Origin of the sequence: Streptomyces parvus (assembly GCF_014648875.1) — a bacterium.
GTDB lineage: Bacteria > Actinomycetota > Actinomycetes > Streptomycetales > Streptomycetaceae > Streptomyces > Streptomyces parvus.
In genome coordinates this window covers 1-17743 of sequence record NZ_BMRY01000006.1, presented here as the reverse complement: position 1 = coordinate 17743, position 17743 = coordinate 1, and the positions used below count along the sequence as shown (strand labels likewise).

Annotated in this window: 15 protein-coding genes; 7 read left to right on the top strand and 8 right to left on the bottom strand. The window is 72.1% G+C overall.

What is annotated here, in order from left to right; translation table 11 throughout:
• Positions 1-8 precede the first annotated feature (8 nt).
• On the bottom strand, positions 9-362 hold the full coding sequence (locus IE140_RS19330; protein WP_093439559.1) for a hypothetical protein: 354 nt from the start codon (positions 360-362) through the stop codon (positions 9-11).
• A 572-nt stretch (positions 363-934) separates the two neighbouring features.
• Between IE140_RS19330 and IE140_RS19325 the strand changes: the two genes are divergently transcribed.
• Genes IE140_RS19325 through IE140_RS19310 form a run of 4 tightly spaced genes read left to right on the top strand, consistent with a single transcriptional unit; the run spans position 935 to position 5469 of the window.
• Positions 935-3991, top strand: coding sequence for a sensor histidine kinase (locus tag IE140_RS19325; protein WP_150196698.1), 3057 nt, complete (start codon positions 935-937; stop codon positions 3989-3991).
• Positions 3988-4431 carry a roadblock/LC7 domain-containing protein gene (locus IE140_RS19320; protein WP_006123098.1) on the top strand — a complete coding sequence of 148 codons (444 nt, stop codon included), beginning with the start codon at positions 3988-3990 and terminating at the stop codon, positions 4429-4431. Before IE140_RS19325 ends, IE140_RS19320 begins: the two co-directional genes overlap by 4 nt.
• An 11-nt stretch (positions 4432-4442) precedes the next feature.
• Positions 4443-4880, top strand: coding sequence for a DUF742 domain-containing protein (locus IE140_RS19315; RefSeq protein WP_150196697.1), 438 nt, complete (start codon positions 4443-4445; stop codon positions 4878-4880).
• Positions 4861-5469, top strand: a complete 609-nt coding sequence (locus IE140_RS19310; RefSeq protein ID WP_006123096.1) for a GTP-binding protein — start codon at positions 4861-4863, stop codon at positions 5467-5469. Before IE140_RS19315 ends, IE140_RS19310 begins: the two co-directional genes overlap by 20 nt.
• A gap of 166 nt (positions 5470-5635) precedes the next feature.
• Here IE140_RS19310 and IE140_RS19305 read toward each other — a convergent pair whose 3' ends face one another.
• The 4 genes from IE140_RS19305 to IE140_RS19290 form a co-directional block, all read right to left on the bottom strand.
• Entirely contained in the window at positions 5636-6826 is a 1191-nt protein-coding gene (locus IE140_RS19305; protein ID WP_150196696.1) for a lipid-transfer protein, read from the bottom strand.
• On the bottom strand, positions 6823-7290 hold the full coding sequence (locus tag IE140_RS19300; RefSeq protein WP_189460577.1) for a Zn-ribbon domain-containing OB-fold protein: 468 nt from the start codon (positions 7288-7290) through the stop codon (positions 6823-6825). Before IE140_RS19300 ends, IE140_RS19305 begins: the two co-directional genes overlap by 4 nt.
• A gap of 85 nt (positions 7291-7375) precedes the next feature.
• Positions 7376-7738: an Mpo1-like protein gene (locus tag IE140_RS19295; protein ID WP_032768287.1), complete on the bottom strand. Its 363-nt coding sequence runs from the start codon at positions 7736-7738 to the stop codon at positions 7376-7378.
• Positions 7739-7845: 107 nt separating this feature from the next.
• Positions 7846-8643: a M15 family metallopeptidase gene (locus IE140_RS19290; protein ID WP_109177863.1), complete on the bottom strand. Its 798-nt coding sequence runs from the start codon at positions 8641-8643 to the stop codon at positions 7846-7848.
• 70 nt (positions 8644-8713) lie between these two features.
• Here IE140_RS19290 and IE140_RS19285 point away from each other — a divergent pair, with 70 nt between their 5' ends.
• Positions 8714-9283 carry an NUDIX domain-containing protein gene (locus IE140_RS19285; protein ID WP_150196695.1) on the top strand — a complete coding sequence of 190 codons (570 nt, stop codon included), beginning with the start codon at positions 8714-8716 and terminating at the stop codon, positions 9281-9283.
• Between the two features lie 102 nt (positions 9284-9385).
• On the opposite strand, the gene IE140_RS19280 is transcribed toward IE140_RS19285, so the two are convergent.
• Positions 9386-11749: a glycoside hydrolase family 31 protein gene (locus IE140_RS19280; protein WP_189460575.1), complete on the bottom strand. Its 2364-nt coding sequence runs from the start codon at positions 11747-11749 to the stop codon at positions 9386-9388.
• A 217-nt stretch (positions 11750-11966) separates the two neighbouring features.
• Here IE140_RS19280 and IE140_RS19275 point away from each other — a divergent pair, with 217 nt between their 5' ends.
• Together IE140_RS19275 and IE140_RS19270 are read left to right on the top strand one after the other, a co-directional pair.
• Entirely contained in the window at positions 11967-13946 is a 1980-nt protein-coding gene (locus IE140_RS19275) for an acetoacetate--CoA ligase (protein WP_150197965.1), read from the top strand.
• 63 nt (positions 13947-14009) lie between these two features.
• On the top strand, positions 14010-14981 hold the full coding sequence (locus IE140_RS19270) for a DUF8829 domain-containing protein (protein ID WP_150197963.1): 972 nt from the start codon (positions 14010-14012) through the stop codon (positions 14979-14981).
• A gap of 73 nt (positions 14982-15054) precedes the next feature.
• Here IE140_RS19270 and ptsP read toward each other — a convergent pair whose 3' ends face one another.
• Complete coding sequence (gene ptsP / locus IE140_RS19265) at positions 15055-16725, bottom strand: phosphoenolpyruvate--protein phosphotransferase (RefSeq protein WP_032784035.1); 1671 nt, start codon at positions 16723-16725, stop codon at positions 15055-15057.
• 76 nt (positions 16726-16801) lie between these two features.
• Positions 16802-17251, bottom strand: coding sequence for a PTS sugar transporter subunit IIA (locus IE140_RS19260; protein WP_150197961.1), 450 nt, complete (start codon positions 17249-17251; stop codon positions 16802-16804).
• Positions 17252-17743 lie beyond the last annotated feature (492 nt).

Here is a 17743-nt window from a genome sequence, read left to right as displayed (position 1 = left end):
AGTGCCCGTCAGGCGCGGGAGAGGCCGCCGGCGCTCCGGCGGCCGCCTATGCCACCGCCCGTGCCGTCCCGCTCGGCCGCCCGCTCGGCCCGGCGGGACCGGCGCCGCTCACGACGTATCTGACGGGCCGTGCTGCTCGGCACGGACACCACGCCGTTGCGCTGGTTCCACACCTGCCGGGTCACCCATACGTCGAGCACCGCCCAGGTGGCGACCACCGTGCTGGCCACACTGCTGAGCACCATCGGGAAGGCCAGCCAGGAGCCGGTCAACGTGCTCAGAAAGGCGACCATCGCCTGGATGATCGTCACCGACATGATCAGCACGGCGCGCACGGCGGCCGTCCGCACCGCATCGGGCATGCGCCGCTTCGAGGCCGGCTCCTCCACCCACAACTGCCGCGGGACCCGTGCCCCCTCCGCGGCTTCCGGCCGCGCGGCAGCCGATGCCGCCGCGCCCCCGCGTTCCTGCGTACTCAAGGTCTTCAACTCCCCGCCACTGTCCGACTTCAGGGTGGCTGCCCGGCTTGCGCCGGTTCTACGCGGGCGGAACATGTCCGTCCTGCCGCGCGCGACCCCACCGTGCGCCTACCCCGTACATATGGACGAACCACCCGTCCCGAAGATTCCCCAGGAAAAGCACGCGCAGGGCACAGAAGGTCACGGAGCGAAGAATTCCAGCCAACTGATACGTGCCGGTCCTGAGGAGTCAGGGCGGTGCCCTCTGTCACTTTCGCGAATTTCATCTCCGGGAATACCGGGACAACTCATGATCAAATTCCGGTTGGACGGCTGAAAATCATCCGGACGTGTCTTCGAGTTGTCTCGGTGTCAGTAGTAGGCTCGCGCCGTTTATTGACGGAGAAGACAACCCGCGCAGCCACCGCGCGGGGCGACCCCCGCAGCCGCCGTGCGGGGCCGATCTGGGGGAGGCCATGCGCTTTCGCGGGAAGTCCATCCGCAGGAAGATCGTGGCGTTGCTGCTGGTGCCGCTCGTCTCTCTCACGGGCCTCTGGGTCTTCGCCACCTACATCACCGGCCGTCAGGCCGACGAACTGATGAGCGCCGGATCCATCGTGGAGAAGGTGAGCGAACCCCTGGAGGACGCCGTCCGCGCCGTCCAGGACGAGCGACGGCAGACCCTGGTCTTCCTCGCCGACCCCAGGGCCTCCGACGCGCTCCCCGTCCTCATGGGCCAACGCGCCGCCACCGACCGCATCGTGAGCCAGGTCAGGGAGAACGCCCGGGAGCAGGACGTCCGGGAATCGCTGAGCGCCGCCGACAGCAGCCGCCTGGACGCGATCCTGAGTGCCGTCGACGGACTGGAGGCGCTGCGCGAGTCGGTCGAGAAGCGCACCATCAGCCGAGCAAAGGCCCTGGACTTCTACAACGGCCTCGTCGACCCCTCGTACCGCTTCCTCAACGGACTCCACACCCTTCAGAACGTGTCGATGGACAAGCAGATGCGGGCCCTGGTCGGCATCTCCCGGGCCCGCGAGATGCTCTCGCGTGAGGACGCGCTCATCGCCTCCGGCCTCATCGCCGGCCGCTTCACCACGGCCGAACTCCGCCAGATATCCGGCCTCGTGGCGCAGCGCGAGCTGCTCTACGAGGTCAGCCTGGAGAACCTCCCCGCCGCCGAACGCCGCCGCGTCGAGCAGTTCTGGGGCAGCCCCGACACCGAACCCCTGCGCACCGCCGAGGACGCCCTGATCGGCGCCGGGCCGACGAAGCGCCCCGCCGCCGTCGACGCCGACCGCTGGGAAGAGGCGGCCGTGCCCGTCCTGGACCGGCTGGCCGGCGACTCCACGGAGATGGGCAACCGTTTCCAGGACCGCGCCGAACCGGCCGCCTACCGGGTCCTCGCCCAGGCCGGGATCGCCGGGATCCTCGGCTTCCTGGCTCTGATCGTCTCGGTCTTCGTCTCCGTCCGCATCGGCCGTGAACTCGTCCGCGACCTCTCCCGGCTGCGCAAGGACGCCCACGAGGTCTCCGGTGTCCGGCTGCCGAGCGTCATGCGCCGGCTGGCCGCGGGCGAACAGGTCGACGTCGAGACCGAGGCCCCGCACCTCAGCTACGAACCCGACGAGATCGGCCAGGTCGGCCAGGCGCTCAACACCCTCCAGCGGGCCGCCGTCGAGGCCGCCGTCAAGCAGGCGGACATGCGGCGCGGCGTCTCCGAGGTCTTCGTCAACCTCGCCCGCCGCAACCAGGTCCTCCTGCACCGCCAGCTCACCCTGCTGGACGCGATGGAGCGCCGCACCGAGAACGGCGACGAACTCGCCGACCTGTTCCGCCTCGACCACCTCACCACCCGTATGCGGCGGCACGCCGAAGGCCTCGTGATCCTCTCCGGCGCCGCCCCCTCCCGCCAGTGGCGCAAGCCCATCCAGCTGATGGACGTGGTGCGGGCCGCCGTCGCCGAGGTCGAGGACTACGAACGCATCGAGGTCCGCCGCCTGGCCCGGATCGGCGTCGGCGGACCCGCCGTCGCCGACCTCACCCACCTGATCGCCGAACTCCTGGAGAACGCCACCGTCTTCTCACCCCCGCACACCGCGGTCCAGGTGCACGGCGAACGCGTCTCCAACGGTTTCACGCTCGAAATCCACGACCGAGGCCTCGGCATGACTCCCGAGGTCCTCCTCGACGCCAACCTGCGGCTCGCCGAGACCCCCGACTTCGAGCTCTCCGACACCGACCGGCTGGGCCTCTTCGTCGTCAGCCGGCTCGCCCAGCGCCAGAACGTGCGGGTCTCCCTCCAGAGATCGCCGTACGGAGGCACCACCGCGGTCGTGTTCATCCCGGCAGCCCTGCTCACCGACGCCCCGGACACCCACGGCACCGGGTTCCGCCTGGACCGCCGGGCCGAGCGGGCCATCGGCAGCGGCCGGAGCTCCGGGACGGCGCCGGGCGCGCCGGGGGCGCCATCGGGCGGGGAGCGCCGCGCCAACGGCAGGTCAGCGGTCCTGTCGCCGGTGCCCACCGGCCTCACCGGGCCGGGTGTCCTGGACGGGCCGGTCGAGCTGGAAGCCCCGGTCGGCCCGCTGGACTTCGCCGGCGATCCGCTGGACCGTTCACCGGACCCGGCCCTGGACCCGGCCCTGGACCCGGCCCTCGGGCCCGTCCTGGACGGCGTGTCCGACCTGGAGGACACGGAGAGCGAGCGCGGCGGCATCTTCCGCGCCCGGGACGTGCGCCGCGACGGGGACCGCGAGTCCCGGCGCGACAGGCCCGGCGGCCGTCCGCGCCGGGACGCCGACCGGGACCAGCACCAGCAGGCCCGCGACCACGGCGACGAGCCCACGGCGGAGGTCCGCCCGATGCGCCCCGCCGGACCCGTACCGCTGCCCCGCCGCACCCCGCCGACGCTGGTCACCGACCGGGGCCGCCGGGTCGACGCGCAGGGGGACGACGCGATCACGCCTCCCCCGAAGGCCACCGGACCGGTCCCGCACACCGCGGACCGTACGCCCGATACGGCCGACGGGCCCCGTACCACCGACGCCCCCTGGACCGTGCGAGCCGCCGCCCACCGCGGAGCAACAGGCGTCGCCCGTACACCGGGCACTTCCGGTACGCCGGACGCCACCCGCGCCACGGCGGCACCCGGCTCCGGGCGCGAGGAGGCCCCACCGGCACCCGACACCATCGGCGGACTGCCCCGACGGGTCCGGCAGGCCAGTCTGGCCCGCCAGCTCCGTGAGGAGTCCGCGGAGCGCACGGTGCAGCGTGCGCCCGTGGACACGGTCGACGACGCCGAGCGCGACGCGGACGAGGTACGCGACCGCATGGCCTCGCTCCAACGAGGCTGGCAGCGCGGCCGCCGGGAGAACGCCGAGACCACCGGGAACACGGCGAGCACCGGGACGCCCGGGAACACCACGCCCGTCACGACCACCGACACCACCGAAACCACCGAGGGGACCGCGAACACCGGCGACCCCGGTGGCACAGCACCAGGAACCACTCCGGGAGGGGACGGTCGATGACCGCACCGAACACCGCAGCACACAACCCCGCCCGCCACGGCTCGGGCGAACTGAACTGGCTGCTCGACGAACTCGTCCAGCGCGTCGCCAGCATCCGCAAGGCGCTGGTGCTCTCCAGCGACGGACTCGCCACCGGTGCCTCGGCGGACCTGACCCGCGAGGACAGTGAGCATCTCGCCGCCGTCGCCTCCGGGTTCCACAGCCTCGCCAAGGGAGTCGGCCACCACTTCGACGCGGGCCGGGTGCGCCAGACCGTCGTCGAACTGGACGAGGCGTTCCTCTTCGTCACGGCGGCCGGCGACGGCAGCTGCCTCGCCGTCCTCGCCGACGCCGACTCCGACGTTGGCCAGGTCGCGTACGAGATGACGCTGATGGTCAAGCGCGTGGGGGCCCATCTGGCCAACGCCCCGCGGACGACCGGTACGCCCGCCGGAGGGTGAGCGTGGCGGGCATGAGCGCTGACTCCCCCCGGGACGCCGGCCCCGGATCCCCGGACGGGACCGTCGACCCCCAGGCCTCCCGGTGGTACGACGCGGACGCCGGACCAGTGGTCCGCCCGTACGCGATGACCCGGGGGCGGACCAGCAGCGCTTCCCGTCACCGACTCGACCTGATCGCGCTCGTCGTGCCGGAACCGGCCGCCGACGACCCCGGCCGGGACCAGACGCTCGCCCCCGAACACGTGGCGATCGTCGAACTCTGCAGCGACAGACCCCAGTCGATCGCCGAGCTCGCCGCTGAACTCGACCTCCCCGTAGGGGTGGTACGGGTTCTGGTCGGCGATCTCGTCGAGGACGATCTGGTGCACGTCACCCGTCCCGTTCCGCCGGCCGAGTTGCCGGACGTGAACATTCTCCGCGAGGTAATCAATGGCCTTCGGGCGCTCTAGCCGCGCCGAGCAGCGGCCCGTCGAGCCCGTCACCCTGAAGATCCTGGTGGCGGGAGGGTTCGGCGTCGGCAAGACGACCGCGGTCGGCGCGGTCAGCGAGATCAGACCGCTGCGCACCGAGGAACGCCTCAGCGAGGCGGGCCGCCCGGTGGACGACCTGGAAGGGGTCGAGTCCAAGACGACCACCACGGTCGCGATGGACTTCGGGAGGATCACCCTGCGGGAGGATCTGGTCCTCTACCTCTTCGGCACACCCGGCCAGGACCGCTTCTGGTTCCTGTGGGACGAGCTGGCCCAGGGCTCCCTGGGCGCGGTCGTCCTCGCCGACACCCGGCGCCTGGAGGACTGCTTCGCCGCGGTCGACTACTTCGAGCGCAGGCGGATCCCGTTCACGGTCGCGGTCAACACCTTCGAGGGCGCCGAGCGGTTCCCCACCGGGACCGTGCGGGCCGCTCTCGACCTCGACCCCGAGGTCCCGCTGCTCGTCTGCGACGCACGGGACCGGTCCTCCGTGCGCGACGTCCTGGTCGCGGTCGTGGAACACGCGCTGGAGCGCGCGGCACGGGCCCGCGAACCCGTCGCCACCTGAGCCGGGGGAGGGGCGGATCCCGGTCTCCGGTACGCGTACGGCTCGTACCCCCGCCGACAGGGGTACGAGCCGCACGTCGTCCGGCGCGCCGGGTCCTGAGTGTTCTGCGGCGGTGACGGGCAGTCAAGCCAAGCGCGGGGAAAACCTGTTGAGATGCCGCTGTGGATCAGCGGACCGCCACCACCGCCGAGCCGTGCCCGAACAGCCCCTGGTTCGCGGTGATGCCCACCCGCGCGCCCGCCACCTGCCGCTGACCGGCCCGTCCCCGCAACTGCCGCGCCAGCTCGCACACTTGCGCGATGGCCTGGGCCGGGACCGCCTCGCCGAACGAGGCCAGACCGCCGCTCGCGTTGACCGGAATCCGGCCGCCCGGCGCGGTCGCCCCCGAGCGCAGGAGCTTCGCCCCCTCGCCCGGGCCGCACAGCCCGATGTCCTCGTACCACTCCAGCTCAAGTGCTGTGGACAGGTCGTAGACCTCGGCCAGCGAGAGATCCTCCGGCCCGATCCCCGCCTCCTCGTACGCTCTCCGCGCGATCGAGGCCCGGAAGCTCTCGGGCGAAGGATCCACCGCCACCGCCGAGTCCGTGCCGATGTCCGGCAGATCCAGGACGGTCCTCGGGAAGGTCGGCGTCACGGTGGAGACGGCCCGGATCCGCACCGGATCACGCACCCCGCGCCGCCGGGCGAACTCCATGCTGCACAGCACCAGCGCGGCGGCCCCGTCGGACGTGGCGCAGATGTCCAGCAGCCGCAGCGGATCGGCGACCACCGCGGAGGCGGCGACCTCCTCCGCCGTCACCGGTGCGCGGTAGCGGGCGTACTCGTTGAGCGCCCCGGCCGCCGCGTTCTTCACCTTGACCAGCGCGAAGTCCTCCGGGGTGTCTCCGTACAGCGCCATGCGGCGACGGGCGTAGAGCCCGAAGTACGCCGGGTTCGTCGCCCCGAGCACCCGGAAGCGCAGCCAGTCCGGATCGTCCGGCCGCTCCCCGCCCGCCGGGGCGAAGAACCCCTTGGGCGCCGCGTCGGCCCCCACCACCAGCACCACGTCCGCCAGCCCCGCCAGGATCTGCGCCCGCGCCGTGTCGACGGCCTGCGCCCCGGAAGCGCACGCGGCGTACACGGACGCGACCCGCGCCCCCTGCCACCCGAGCGCCCGGGCGAACGTCGCGCCCGCCACGTACCCCGGATAGCCCCCGCGCACCGTCTGCGCGCCGACCACCGACCGGACCTCGGACCAGTCGATGCCCGCGTCCGCGAGCGCGGCCCGCGCGGCGATCCTGCCGTACGTGACGAAGCTCCGCCCCCACTTGCCCCACGGGTGCATTCCGGCCCCGAGGACGGCCACGTCGCCGCTCATGACGAGTCCCCGTCCGCCGTGACCGGCCGCCAGTGCCAGGTGGTGTGCACGGTGCCCGTCGCCCGGCCCTCGTCCAGGACGCCCGGCACCACCTCCACCACCGAGCCCACGGGAAGATCGGCCACACCTACCCCGGGAGCGCCCTGCCCCAGCACCACCATGCGCTCGGCGGCCAGCTCGACGGCGACCAGCGTGTACGGGGTCCAGGGGGCGTCGGGGTCGCTGACGTACGGGGGAGGCGGCCGGTAGCGCCCGTCGGTGCAGGACCACACCGTGCCCCGCTTCGACAGCGGCGTCTCCTCCAACTCCCCGCCGGTGCAGCCCGGGTTGCGGCAGTGGCCGTCCTCCCGGGGGAAGTGGACCGTCCGGCAGCCGGAGCAGCGGGTGCCCAGCAGCCGGAAGTCCTCCTCCGCGGCGTCCTCGGTGAACCAACCGGCCACCACGGGTGTACGCGTGCGCGACAAAGCCCCTCCCGGCACTGGATCTGACGGAACGTCAGAAGTGTGCCACGGGCGCCCTTGTCCGGCGAGGGGTCCGGCCGGGGAGGTCTCAGCCGGTCCTGTCCTCCCCGTGCTCGGCCAGCCACTTCGCCGCGGTCTCCGCCAGCTCCGCGTCCCGGCCCGCGAGCATCGTCCGGATCATCTGCGCGTCCCCGCGCAGCGACCACAGAGGATGTCCGAAGGTGGCCGGGTTGTTCTTCTCGATCAGGAAGTGCGCGGGCCACGCCGTGCCGTACCCGATCAGCGGCAGGGCCGCCAGATACCGTTTCCGGCCCCGCGCGAGCCCGTATGCGGTGAGCGTGAGCCCGGTCAGCGTGCCGGTCAGATGGACCCACCGGGTGGCGGCCCGGGAGTGCATCGCGACGTAGTACGGCCAGAATTCCTCGTACGTTTCGAACGTCTGTTGTGACATACGGGCACGGTAGCCGCCCGATCGGCAACCGAACACGCCCCTTTCGCGTCCGAGATGAAGAACGGGCGGCCGGAGCCCACGGGGGTGGTCCCGGTCGCCCGTTCCGTTCAGTGCCTCCCGACCGACCCGCGGTCCACCGGGAAGTCGAAGTAGGTGTCGGGGAACAGTTCGGGCTTGTGGGTGAAGTGCCACCACTCCTCCGGCAGGTTCACGAACCCCACCTCGGTCAACGTCCGCTTCAGGAACTGCCGGTTGGCGCGCTGAGCACCTTGGATCCGCGGGTCGTCGGTGTGCGAGAGGGTGTCGAAGCAGTCGTAACCCGTACCCATATCCACCGAGTTGTCGGGAAACCGCTCGTCCTTCGGTGCGAAGCAGGGCGTCAGCCGCTCGCCCGGACGGTACGGCCTGGTCGGCAGGGCCGGCAGCCGGACCAGGGTCAGGTCCACCGTGCTGCCCCGGCTGTGCCCGGACTTCTCCGCGATGTATCCGTCCTCGAACAGCCGCGACTTGTCGACCAGCGGATAGAACTCTCCCTTCATCGCCTGATCGTCGAGATCCTTCGCCCACCGCACGAAGTGGTCCACCGCCCGCTGCGGCCGATAGCAGTCGTACACCTTCAGCGAATAGCCCTGACGCAGCAGCCGCTTCTGCGCCAGGTGCAGGGCGCGCGCGGCGGGCCTGGTCAGGATGCACACCGGCTGCCGGTACCCGTCCACCCGCTCACCCATGAAGGTGTGCGCCGTGGTGTAGCGCATCTCCTGGATGATCGTCGGATCCACCGAACGGAGCGCCACGAACTCCTCGGGGGCTCGCGGTTCGGGACGCGCCTGCGCCGTGGGGGAGAGGGCCGTGGCGGCGAGGAGGGCGGCGGCCGTGACGGCCAGGGCACGCAGAGCGGTACGCATTCCTGTCATGGGCACACCGTCTATCAGCTGGGCGGCCCGCGCGGAAGAACCCGTCGGATACAGTCCGCCCGTGTCCGAATCCGGCAACCGCCCTTCCCCGACCGCTCCGCAGCAGCCGCCGCCCCGGTACGTTCGGGACTCCCACTGCGGCACCTGCGGCGCCCCGTACACCGGCCTTCCGTCCGCCGACGCCTGGCCCCGCATCTGCACGCACTGCGGGACCACGGCCTACCGCAACCCGCTGCCCGTCGCGGTGGCGCTGCTCCCGGTCGACGGCCCGAACGCCACCGGACTCGTCGTCATCACCCGCACCATCGAGCCGCAGAAGGGCGGCGCGGCCCTGCCCGGCGGATTCATCGACCACGCCGAGGACTGGCGTACGGCGGTGGCCCGCGAACTACGCGAGGAGACGGGCATCGAGGCCACCGCCCGGGACGTCCGGCTCGCCGACGTCCTCAGCGACACGGCCGGTCACCTCCTGGTCTTCGGCCTCCTCCCGGCCTGCCCCCTCGCGAGCCTGCCGCCGTCGGCCCCGACCGACGAGACATCCGGCTACGAGATCCTGTACGGTCCCCGGCCGTTGGCGTTCCCCCTGCACACGGAAGCCGCCGACGCCTGGTTCGCGGGCCGCTACGGCTGAGGGCACCGGACCGGGGACGACTCCGGCGCCCCGCCCGACGCGTACAGACGCCCATCCCAGGCACCCGGAAACCGCCTACGGGGCGTCGCCTCCGGGAACCGCCTACGGGGCGTCCGCCAACCCCCGCACCCGCACCCGGCAGCCGACCTCACCCTCCCCGCCGTCCCGCTCCACCACCAGGCGGCCGCCCTCCCACCGCGTCGCGTACCGCTCGACCTCCGCCTCCGCCCACCCGTCGCCCACGTCCCGCACCACCAGGCCCCCGCCCGTACGCCCCGGCGCGGGCGCCCACACCTCCAGCTCCGGTTCGCCGTCCGCACCCCGCACCGGAATCACCGCCCCCGCCCGCGCCAGCACCGGCACCCCCGACAGCGGGGCATCGACCAGCACCTGGCCCGGCCCCTCGTACGCCCGCCCGGTCACCGTGTCGTACCACCGCCCCCTCGGCAGCCGCACCGCCCGCCGCCGCACCCCGGGCTCCAGCACCGGAGCCACCAGCAGCGCATCGCCCAGCAGGAACGCGTCCTCGCACTCCCGCAGCGCCCGGTCGCCCGGCGCACCCCACCACACCGGCCGCACATACGGCGCACCCGTCAGCCGCGCCACCTGCGACAGCGACACGAAGTACGGGTGCAGCCGCTCCCGCTCCACCAGCGCCGCCCGCGCGTGCTCCAGCACCTCGGGCCCGAACTCCCACGGCTCCCGCCGCCCCGCGTCGATCGCCGAGTGCGTACGGAACAACGGCAGATACGCCCCCAACTGGAACCACCGCAGATACAGCTCGGGCGACGGGAACCCGTCGAACCCGCCCACGTCCGGCCCGGAATACGGCACCCCGCACAGCCCGAGCCCCACCACCAGCGACAACGACGCCCGCAGCCCGTCCCACCCCGTCGACACATCACCGGACCAGGTGCCCCCGTACCTCTGCATCCCCGCCCACCCCGACCGTGAGAAGAGGAACGGCCGCTCCTCGGGCCGCAGCCGCAGCAGCCCCTCGTACCCGGCTCGCGCCATCGCCAGCGCGTACACGTTGTGCGCCTCGCGATGATCGCCCCCGGCGCCCTCCAGGACATGCCGGGCCGAACGCGGCAGCGACGGGTCCCCGAACGCCGCGAAGGAGACCGGCTCGTTCATGTCGTGCCAGATCCCCGAGAAGCCCTGCGCAAGCCGCTCCTCGTACAGAGATCCCCACCAATCCCGCACAACCGGATCGGTGAAGTCCGGATAGGTGCAGGCCCCCGGCCACACCTCCCCGACCACCATCCGCCCCCGCGCGTCCCGGACGAACGCACCGCGCTCCCCGACCTCCCGGCCCGCGTCGAACACCGCGTCACCCGGCTCCGCCTTCACCGCCGGATCCACGATCGACACCAGCCGCACCCCGTCACCGCGCAACTCCTTCGCCAGCGCGGGCAGATCGGGGAACCGCTCCCGGTCCACCGTGAACACCCGGTGCCCGTCGTAGTGGTCGATGTCCAGATGCAGCACCGACAGCGGCAGCCCCCGGTCCCGGTACCCGTCCACGACCCGCCGCACCTCGTCCTGGCTGCCGAACCCCCACCGGGCGTGCTGCGGCCCGAGCGCCCAGGACGGCGGCAGCGCCGGAGCACCCGTCAGCGCCGTCCACCCCTGGAGCACCCGGGCCGGCGTCCCCACCACCACCCAGCAGCGCAGCGGCCCGCCCTCCATCCGCACCTCGCAGCCCCCCGGCCGGTCATGCCCCGAACCGGCGCCCTCCTCGCCCTCCCGCAGCACCACCCGGCCCGACCAGCTGTTGTCGTGGAACGCCAGATGCGTCCCCGCGTCCGACACCACCACCTGCACCGGCATCGTCAGATACAGCGGATCGTCCCCGGGCCCGAAACGCCCGCCCGGATCGGTGTTCCACAGCCGGTACACCCCGTCCCGCAACCGGGGCCCGCCCGCACGCCCGCCGAGCCCGAAGAACCGCGCGTCCGCCGGCACCTCCGAGCGCTGCACCCACCGCACCGGCCCGTCGCCCTCCGGCTCCCACCAGCGCGGCGGCAGCTCACGCCGCAACAGCACCCCGCCCGGCGTGCGCAGCTCCACCGCCCCGGTCCGCGACACCTCCACCGTCAGCCGCTCCGCGACCACCTGCCAGCCGCCGTCCTTGCCCGGCTCCAGCACCGCCCGCTCGTCCGGCGCGGGAGCCTCGCCCGCCACCGCGTACGACGGCAGCGGCTCCGCCCCGTCCCACGCCCAGAACACCGCACCGCCCACCGACACACGGATGCGCAGCTCCGAACGGGCGAACCGCACCACACCCCCGCCGGGACCCGGCTCCGCACCCGTCGCCGCACCGGGCACCCGGGCCCGCTCCGCCCCGCGCGCCGGCAGCGCCGCGGCGTCCGCGGCCCGGCGCCGCCACGCCGAACGCACCGTGCGCAGCCCCCGCACCGAACCGACCAACCTCACCCGACGCACCAGGTCACGACCGTCCATGGCGCACACCCTGCCACCCCGCCCGACCCGCAGAACCTTCCGTTCAACTCCCGTTCACCCATGTCGGCCGCGGCTCCCCGGCATCCCCGGAGGCGGGGCCACCCTGGTGCCGAAGACGATCACATGGCATCGTCCGTGTCAGCCGCTCACGCGCACACCCCAGCCCGTGCGCGCCGACGCCCACCCCGCGTACCCGCACAGCCAGGGAGCAGCCCTCATGACCGCAGCCACGCCCGACGCCCCGCTCTGGCAGCCCGGCCCCGACCGCATCGAGGCCGCGGCCGTCACCCGCTTCCAGAACTGGGCCGCCACCCGGTACGGCGCCCCGGCCGACGGCGGATACGCCGCCCTGCACCGCTGGTCCGTCGACGAGCTCGACACCTTCTGGCAGGCCGTCGCCGAGTGGTTCGACATCCGCTTCTCCACCCCGTACGAGCGCGTCCTCGGCGACCGCACGATGCCCGGCGCCACCTGGTTCCCCGGCGCCACCCTCAACTACGCCGAACACGCCCTGCGCACCGCCGAGGACCCGGCCCGCGCGGACACTCCCGCCCTGCTGTACGTCGACGAGACCCACACCCAGGTCCCCATCAGCTGGGCCGAACTCCGCCGCCAGGTCGGCGCACTCGCCGCCGAACTCCGCGCGCTCGGCGTAACCCCCGGCGACCGCGTCAGCGGCTACCTCCCCAACATCCCCCAGGCCGTCGTCGCCTTCCTCGCCACCGCGGCCGTCGGCGGCGTCTGGACCTCCTGCGCCCCCGACTTCGGCGCCCGCAGCGTCCTCGACCGCTTCCAGCAGATCGACCCCGTCGTCCTCTTCACCGTCGACGGCTACCGCTACGGCGGCAAGGAGCACGACCGCACCGAGACCGTCGCCGAGCTGCGCCGCGAACTGCCCACCCTGCGCGCCGTCGTCCACATCCCACTGCTCGGCACCGACGCCCCCGAAGGCGCCCTCGCCTGGGCCGCCCTCACCTCCGCCGACACCGAACCGGTCTTCGAGCAGGTCCCCTTCGAGCACCCGCTCTGGGTCCTCTACTCCTCCGGCACCACCGGCCTGCCCAAGGCCATCGTCCAGTCCCAGGGCGGCATCCTGCTCGAACACTTCAAGCAGCTCGGCCTGCACTGCGACCTCGGCCCCGAGGACCGCTTCTTCTGGTACACCTCCACCGGCTGGATGATGTGGAACTTCCTCGTCTCCGGCCTCCTCACCGGCACCACCGTCGTCCTGTACGACGGCAGCCCCGGCTATCCGGACGTCAGCGCCCAGTGGCGGGTCGCCGAACAGACCGGCGCCACCCTCTACGGCACCTCCGCCGCGTACGTCATGGCCTGCCGCAAGGCCGGCATCCACCCCGGCCGCGACTTCGACCTCTCCCGGATCCAGTGCGTCGCCACCACCGGCTCCCCGCTCCCGCCCGACGGCTTCCGCTGGCTCCACGACGAGGTTGCCGAGGACCTCTGGATCGCCTCCGTCAGCGGCGGCACCGACGTCTGCTCCTGCTTCGCCGGAGCCGTCCCCACCCTCCCGGTCCACATCGGCGAACTCCAGGCCCCCTGCCTGGGCACCGACCTCCAGTCCTGGGACCCGTCCGGCAAGCCGCTGATCAACGAGGTCGGTGAACTCGTCGTCACCAACCCCCTCCCGTCCATGCCGATCCGCTTCTGGAACGACCCCGACGGCAGCCGCTACCACGACAGCTACTTCGACATGTACCCCGGCGTCTGGCGGCACGGCGACTGGATCACCATCACCGACCACGGCTCGGTGATCATCCACGGCCGCTCCGACTCCACCCTCAACCGCCAGGGCGTCCGCATGGGCTCAGCCGACATCTACGAAGCCGTCGAACGGCTCCCCGAGATCCGCGAATCCCTCGTCATCGGCCTCGAAGAACCCGACGGCGGCTACTGGATGCCTCTCTTCGTCCACCTCGCCGATGGCGCCACCCTCGACGACGACCTGCGCGCCGCGATCAAGCAGACCATCCGCGACAACCTCTCCCCGCGCCACGTCCCGGACGAGGTCATCGAGGTCCCCGCCATCCCGCACACCCTCACCGGCAAGCGCATCGAGGTTCCGGTCAAGCGCCTGCTCCAGGGCACCGAACTCGCCAAGGCGGTCAACCCGGGCTCCGTCGACAACCTCGACCTCCTCCACTTCTACGCCGACCTGGCGGCGAAGCGCCGCGCGTAACGCCACTGTCAGTCCCCCTGGTTACGCTGAGTGAGCAATGATTCACCGCGCACAGGGGGACACATGGCGCAGACCGAGAACACCAGGCAGAACGCCCAGCACAAGACGACGCTCAAGGCGGCACACCGCAAGAAGCACGGCAGGAGGCACGGCACCCCGCACACCACCACCCTGCGACGCACGCTGCGCCGCGAAGCACCCAGCACCGTCGGCCTCCTCGTCGACGCCCAGGACTTCGCGGCCATGCGGCGCTACGGCACCTTCCCCTTCGACGACCACACCGTCTACCTCCAACAGGTCGAGGCCCTGCTCAAAGCACTCACGGCCCAGGGCGTGCACACCACCGTCGCCCTCTTCGACCCGGAGGACTACGAGGAGTTCTGCACCGAGTCGGGCCTCGACGCCGACACAGGGGCCAGCCGCAGCCGCTTCACCGCGGAGATCGCCGCCGCCGGAGCCACGGTCACCTACACCGGCCAGGGCATCGACGACCTCATCCCCGTCCTCGTCTCCCGCGCGGTCCGCCAGGCCACCTGGGAGTACGCCACCCTCCTCCTCGCCGACCTCGGCACCTGCGCCGACTGCGGCCAGGACATCGGGCGCGCGGCCTTCGACCGCGCCTCGCACCTCCTGATGCGGCTGCTGGAGACGGCCGGGCCGGGCACCCACCACCTGGTGTGCAGCGTCCCGACGGACAACGACCAGCTCCTGGCCGTGCTCCACACCCACCGCGACACCACAGGACCGGCCCGCCTCGACAGCGCGGAGGGCGCCGAGTTCGCCACGGTCCTCGCGGTGGCCGTAGCCCTGGAATCACGCGGGGGAGTGGTCTTACGCACCAGCGCCCCCGAAAGCCCGGACCGCGTCCACGGCTGGCGCCTGGCCCACGGCGGCCTCGCCCCGCTCACCGCCGGCGAGGTCTTCAACGCCTATTGCACGGACGCGGACACCGGAGAGCCCGTCTCCCCGGAATCCGGCGTCGAGTACTGCGCGGGATTCGACATCGGAGCCGAGCCCCCGGAAACCCACCACTGACAGAGAGGGAGGGGCCTCCCGCCAACGGCGGGAGGCCCCTCCCCGGAACCCTTGCTGCTACTCGTCCACTCGCCTACTCGCCCGAGAGCACAGCCTGCGCCGCGCTGCGGGCCTCGTCGGCCGAATCGGCGGACCGAGCGGCGTTCGCCGCCCGCTCGCACTGCGCCAGCGTGTACTTGGCCAGCGTGGCCCGCACATAGGGAATGGACGCCGCACCCATGGAGAGCGAGGTGACACCCAGCCCCGTCAGCACACACGCCAGCAGCGGATCGGCCGCAGCCTCACCACAGACACCGCAGCTCTTGCCCTCGGCACGAGCGGCCTCGGCGGACAGCGCCACGAGATCCAGCAGCGCCGGCTGCCACGGGTCCTGGAGCCGCGACACCGCGCCCACCTGACGGTCCGCCGCGAAGGTGTACTGCGCCAGGTCGTTGGTGCCCAGCGACAGGAACTCCACCTCCTGGAGGATCGACCGCGCCCGCAGGGCGGCCGACGGAATCTCCACCATCGCCCCGAACTTCGCCTGCAGCCCCGCCTCACGGCACGCGTCGGCGAACGCCTTGGCGTCGGTACGGTCGGCCACCATGGGGGCCATGACCTCCAGGTACACCGGCAGACCCTCGGCGGCCTTCGCCAGCGCGGTCAACTGGGTACGCAGCACCTCGGGGTGATCCAGCAGGCTCCGCAGCCCACGGACGCCGAGCGCCGGGTTCGGCTCGTCGGCCGGGGTCAGGAAGTCCAGCGGCTTGTCGGCACCGGCGTCCAGCACCCGCACGACGACACGCCCCTCGGGGAACGCCTCGAGCACCGCACGGTAGGCCGCGACCTGCTTCTCCTCGGAAGGAGCCTGCTTGCTGTCGTCCAGGAACAGGAACTCGGTACGGAACAGCCCGACACCCTCGGCCCCCGCCTCGACCGCCGCGGGCACATCGCCCGGACCGCCGACATTGGCGAGCAACGGCACCTTGTGCCCGTCCGACGTGGCGCCGGGACCGGTCGAGGCGGACAGCGCGGCCTTGCGAGCAGCGGCGGCGGCCTCCATCTCGGCCCGCTTCTCCGCACTCGGGTCGACGAAGATCTCACCCGTGCTGCCGTCCACCGCGACGACCGTGCCCTCGGCCAGCTCACCGGCGCCGGGCAGTGCCACCACGGCCGGAACACCGAGCGCCCGCGCCAGGATCGCGCTGTGGCTGGTCGGCCCGCCCTCCTCGGTGACGAAGCCGAGCACCAGCGTCGGGTCGAGGAGCGCGGTGTCGGCCGGAGCCAGGTCCCGCGCGATCAGGACGTACGGCTCGTCGCTGTCCGGAACACCGGGCATCGGCACACCGAGCAGCCGCGCCACGATCCGGTTCCGAACGTCGTCGAGGTCCGCGACCCGCCCCGCCAGGTACTCCCCGGCATTGGCGAGCAACGCCCGGTACGCGGCGAACGCGTCGTACACAGCACGCTCGGCAGTGCTGCCGACGGCGATACGCCGGTCGACATCGGACATCAGCTCGGGGTCCTGCGCCATCATGGCCTGCGCCTCGAGCACGTGCTGTGCCTCGCCGCCGGCCAGATTGCCGCGCGCGACCAGGTCGGCCGCCACGGCCTCCACCGCCTGCCGGGCACGCCCCTGCTCGCGCTCGGCCTCCTCGGCGGGAATCGATTTGGCGGGCGGCTCCAGCACCGCCGTACCCATGTGCCGAACCTCGCCGATGGCCACACCGTGGCTCACGCCGACGCCTCGCAGCGTTGTCTCCATTTCACCCGTCTCCGGTTGTGCGGCGACGGAGTCACCGCGGTGGTTGTGCAACTGGCTGGTGACTGCGCCCGAGGCGCTACTGCCAGCCGAACAGCGTGTCGCCGATCTTCACGTCCCCGTCCTCACGGACATCGGAGAGCGATTCGGCGGTGGCCTCCAGGGCCACGATCGGGCAGATGGGTGACTTGCCGGCGGCCTCGACGGCGACCGGGTCCCAGCGCACGATGCCCTGGCCCCGGGTCACGGTGTCCCCCTTGTTCACGAGAAGCTCGAAGCCCTCGCCGTTGAGCTGGACGGTGTCGATACCGAGGTGCGTCAGAACGCCGTGCCCGTCCGCGTCGACGACGACGAACGCGTGGGGGTGGAGGGAGACGACGATGCCGTCGACCGGGGACACGGCCTCGGAGGGCTCACGTACGGGGTCGATGGCGGTACCGGGACCGACCATCGCGCCGGAGAAGACCGGGTCGGGAACCTCGGTGAGTCCGATGGCGCGGCCGACAAGAGGGGACGTCACGTTGGTCATGGGGAGCCTCCCAGGGGGTGGAGATTCAGGTGTCGCCGCCGCGACTAATGGGGGACGGCGTACTGCTCAGCAGCGTAAGTCATATGAAGTCCCGGTTCCGCCCGAGACCTACCGCTTGGCGGACCTAGGGGTGCACCAGAAACGATTTGCCTCGATCCCCGGCGGCCTGTACAGTCGTACTCCTGCCTGACCCCAACGCGACATTGAGTCGGGGGTCGGCGGCGACTTTCAAGCCCTGATCCTAACCTTGCTCCCTCCTTCGGCGTGCCCGCAGGCCGTGGTCAAGGAGGCGGAAAAGGCCTGATAGAGTCGGACTCGCCGAAAGGGAAAGCGCGAAAGCGAATTACCTGGAAGCGAATGTGAAACCCGCTTCGACCGGGAATCGGACACGAAAGAGTCTGATAGAGTCGGAAACGCAAGACAGCAAGACAAAGAAGTAAAACGAAGGGAAGCGCCCGGAGGGCCCCGGTGATACGGGACCGAAGGAAGCGT

Bases quoted from the DNA above. Each gene is read 5' to 3' on its own strand.
- IE140_RS19305 (WP_150196696.1), bottom strand. From the start codon at position 6,826: ATGAGCGGCGACGTGGCCGTCCTCGGGGCCGGAATGCACCCGTGGGGC.
- ptsP (WP_032784035.1), bottom strand. From the start codon at position 16,725: ATGGAGACAACGCTGCGAGGCGTCGGCGTGAGCCACGGTGTGGCCATC.
- IE140_RS19315 (WP_150196697.1), top strand. From the start codon at position 4,443: ATGAGCGCTGACTCCCCCCGGGACGCCGGCCCCGGATCCCCGGACGGG.
- IE140_RS19260 (WP_150197961.1), bottom strand. From the start codon at position 17,251: ATGACCAACGTGACGTCCCCTCTTGTCGGCCGCGCCATCGGACTCACC.
- IE140_RS19320 (WP_006123098.1), top strand. From the start codon at position 3,988: ATGACCGCACCGAACACCGCAGCACACAACCCCGCCCGCCACGGCTCG.
- IE140_RS19330 (WP_093439559.1), bottom strand. From the start codon at position 362: ATGCCCGATGCGGTGCGGACGGCCGCCGTGCGCGCCGTGCTGATCATG.
- IE140_RS19295 (WP_032768287.1), bottom strand. From the start codon at position 7,738: ATGTCACAACAGACGTTCGAAACGTACGAGGAATTCTGGCCGTACTAC.
- IE140_RS19275 (WP_150197965.1), top strand. From the start codon at position 11,967: ATGACCGCAGCCACGCCCGACGCCCCGCTCTGGCAGCCCGGCCCCGAC.
- IE140_RS19290 (WP_109177863.1), bottom strand. From the start codon at position 8,643: ATGCGTACCGCTCTGCGTGCCCTGGCCGTCACGGCCGCCGCCCTCCTC.
- IE140_RS19325 (WP_150196698.1), top strand. From the start codon at position 935: ATGCGCTTTCGCGGGAAGTCCATCCGCAGGAAGATCGTGGCGTTGCTG.
- IE140_RS19310 (WP_006123096.1), top strand. From the start codon at position 4,861: ATGGCCTTCGGGCGCTCTAGCCGCGCCGAGCAGCGGCCCGTCGAGCCC.
- IE140_RS19270 (WP_150197963.1), top strand. From the start codon at position 14,010: ATGGCGCAGACCGAGAACACCAGGCAGAACGCCCAGCACAAGACGACG.
- IE140_RS19280 (WP_189460575.1), bottom strand. From the start codon at position 11,749: ATGGACGGTCGTGACCTGGTGCGTCGGGTGAGGTTGGTCGGTTCGGTG.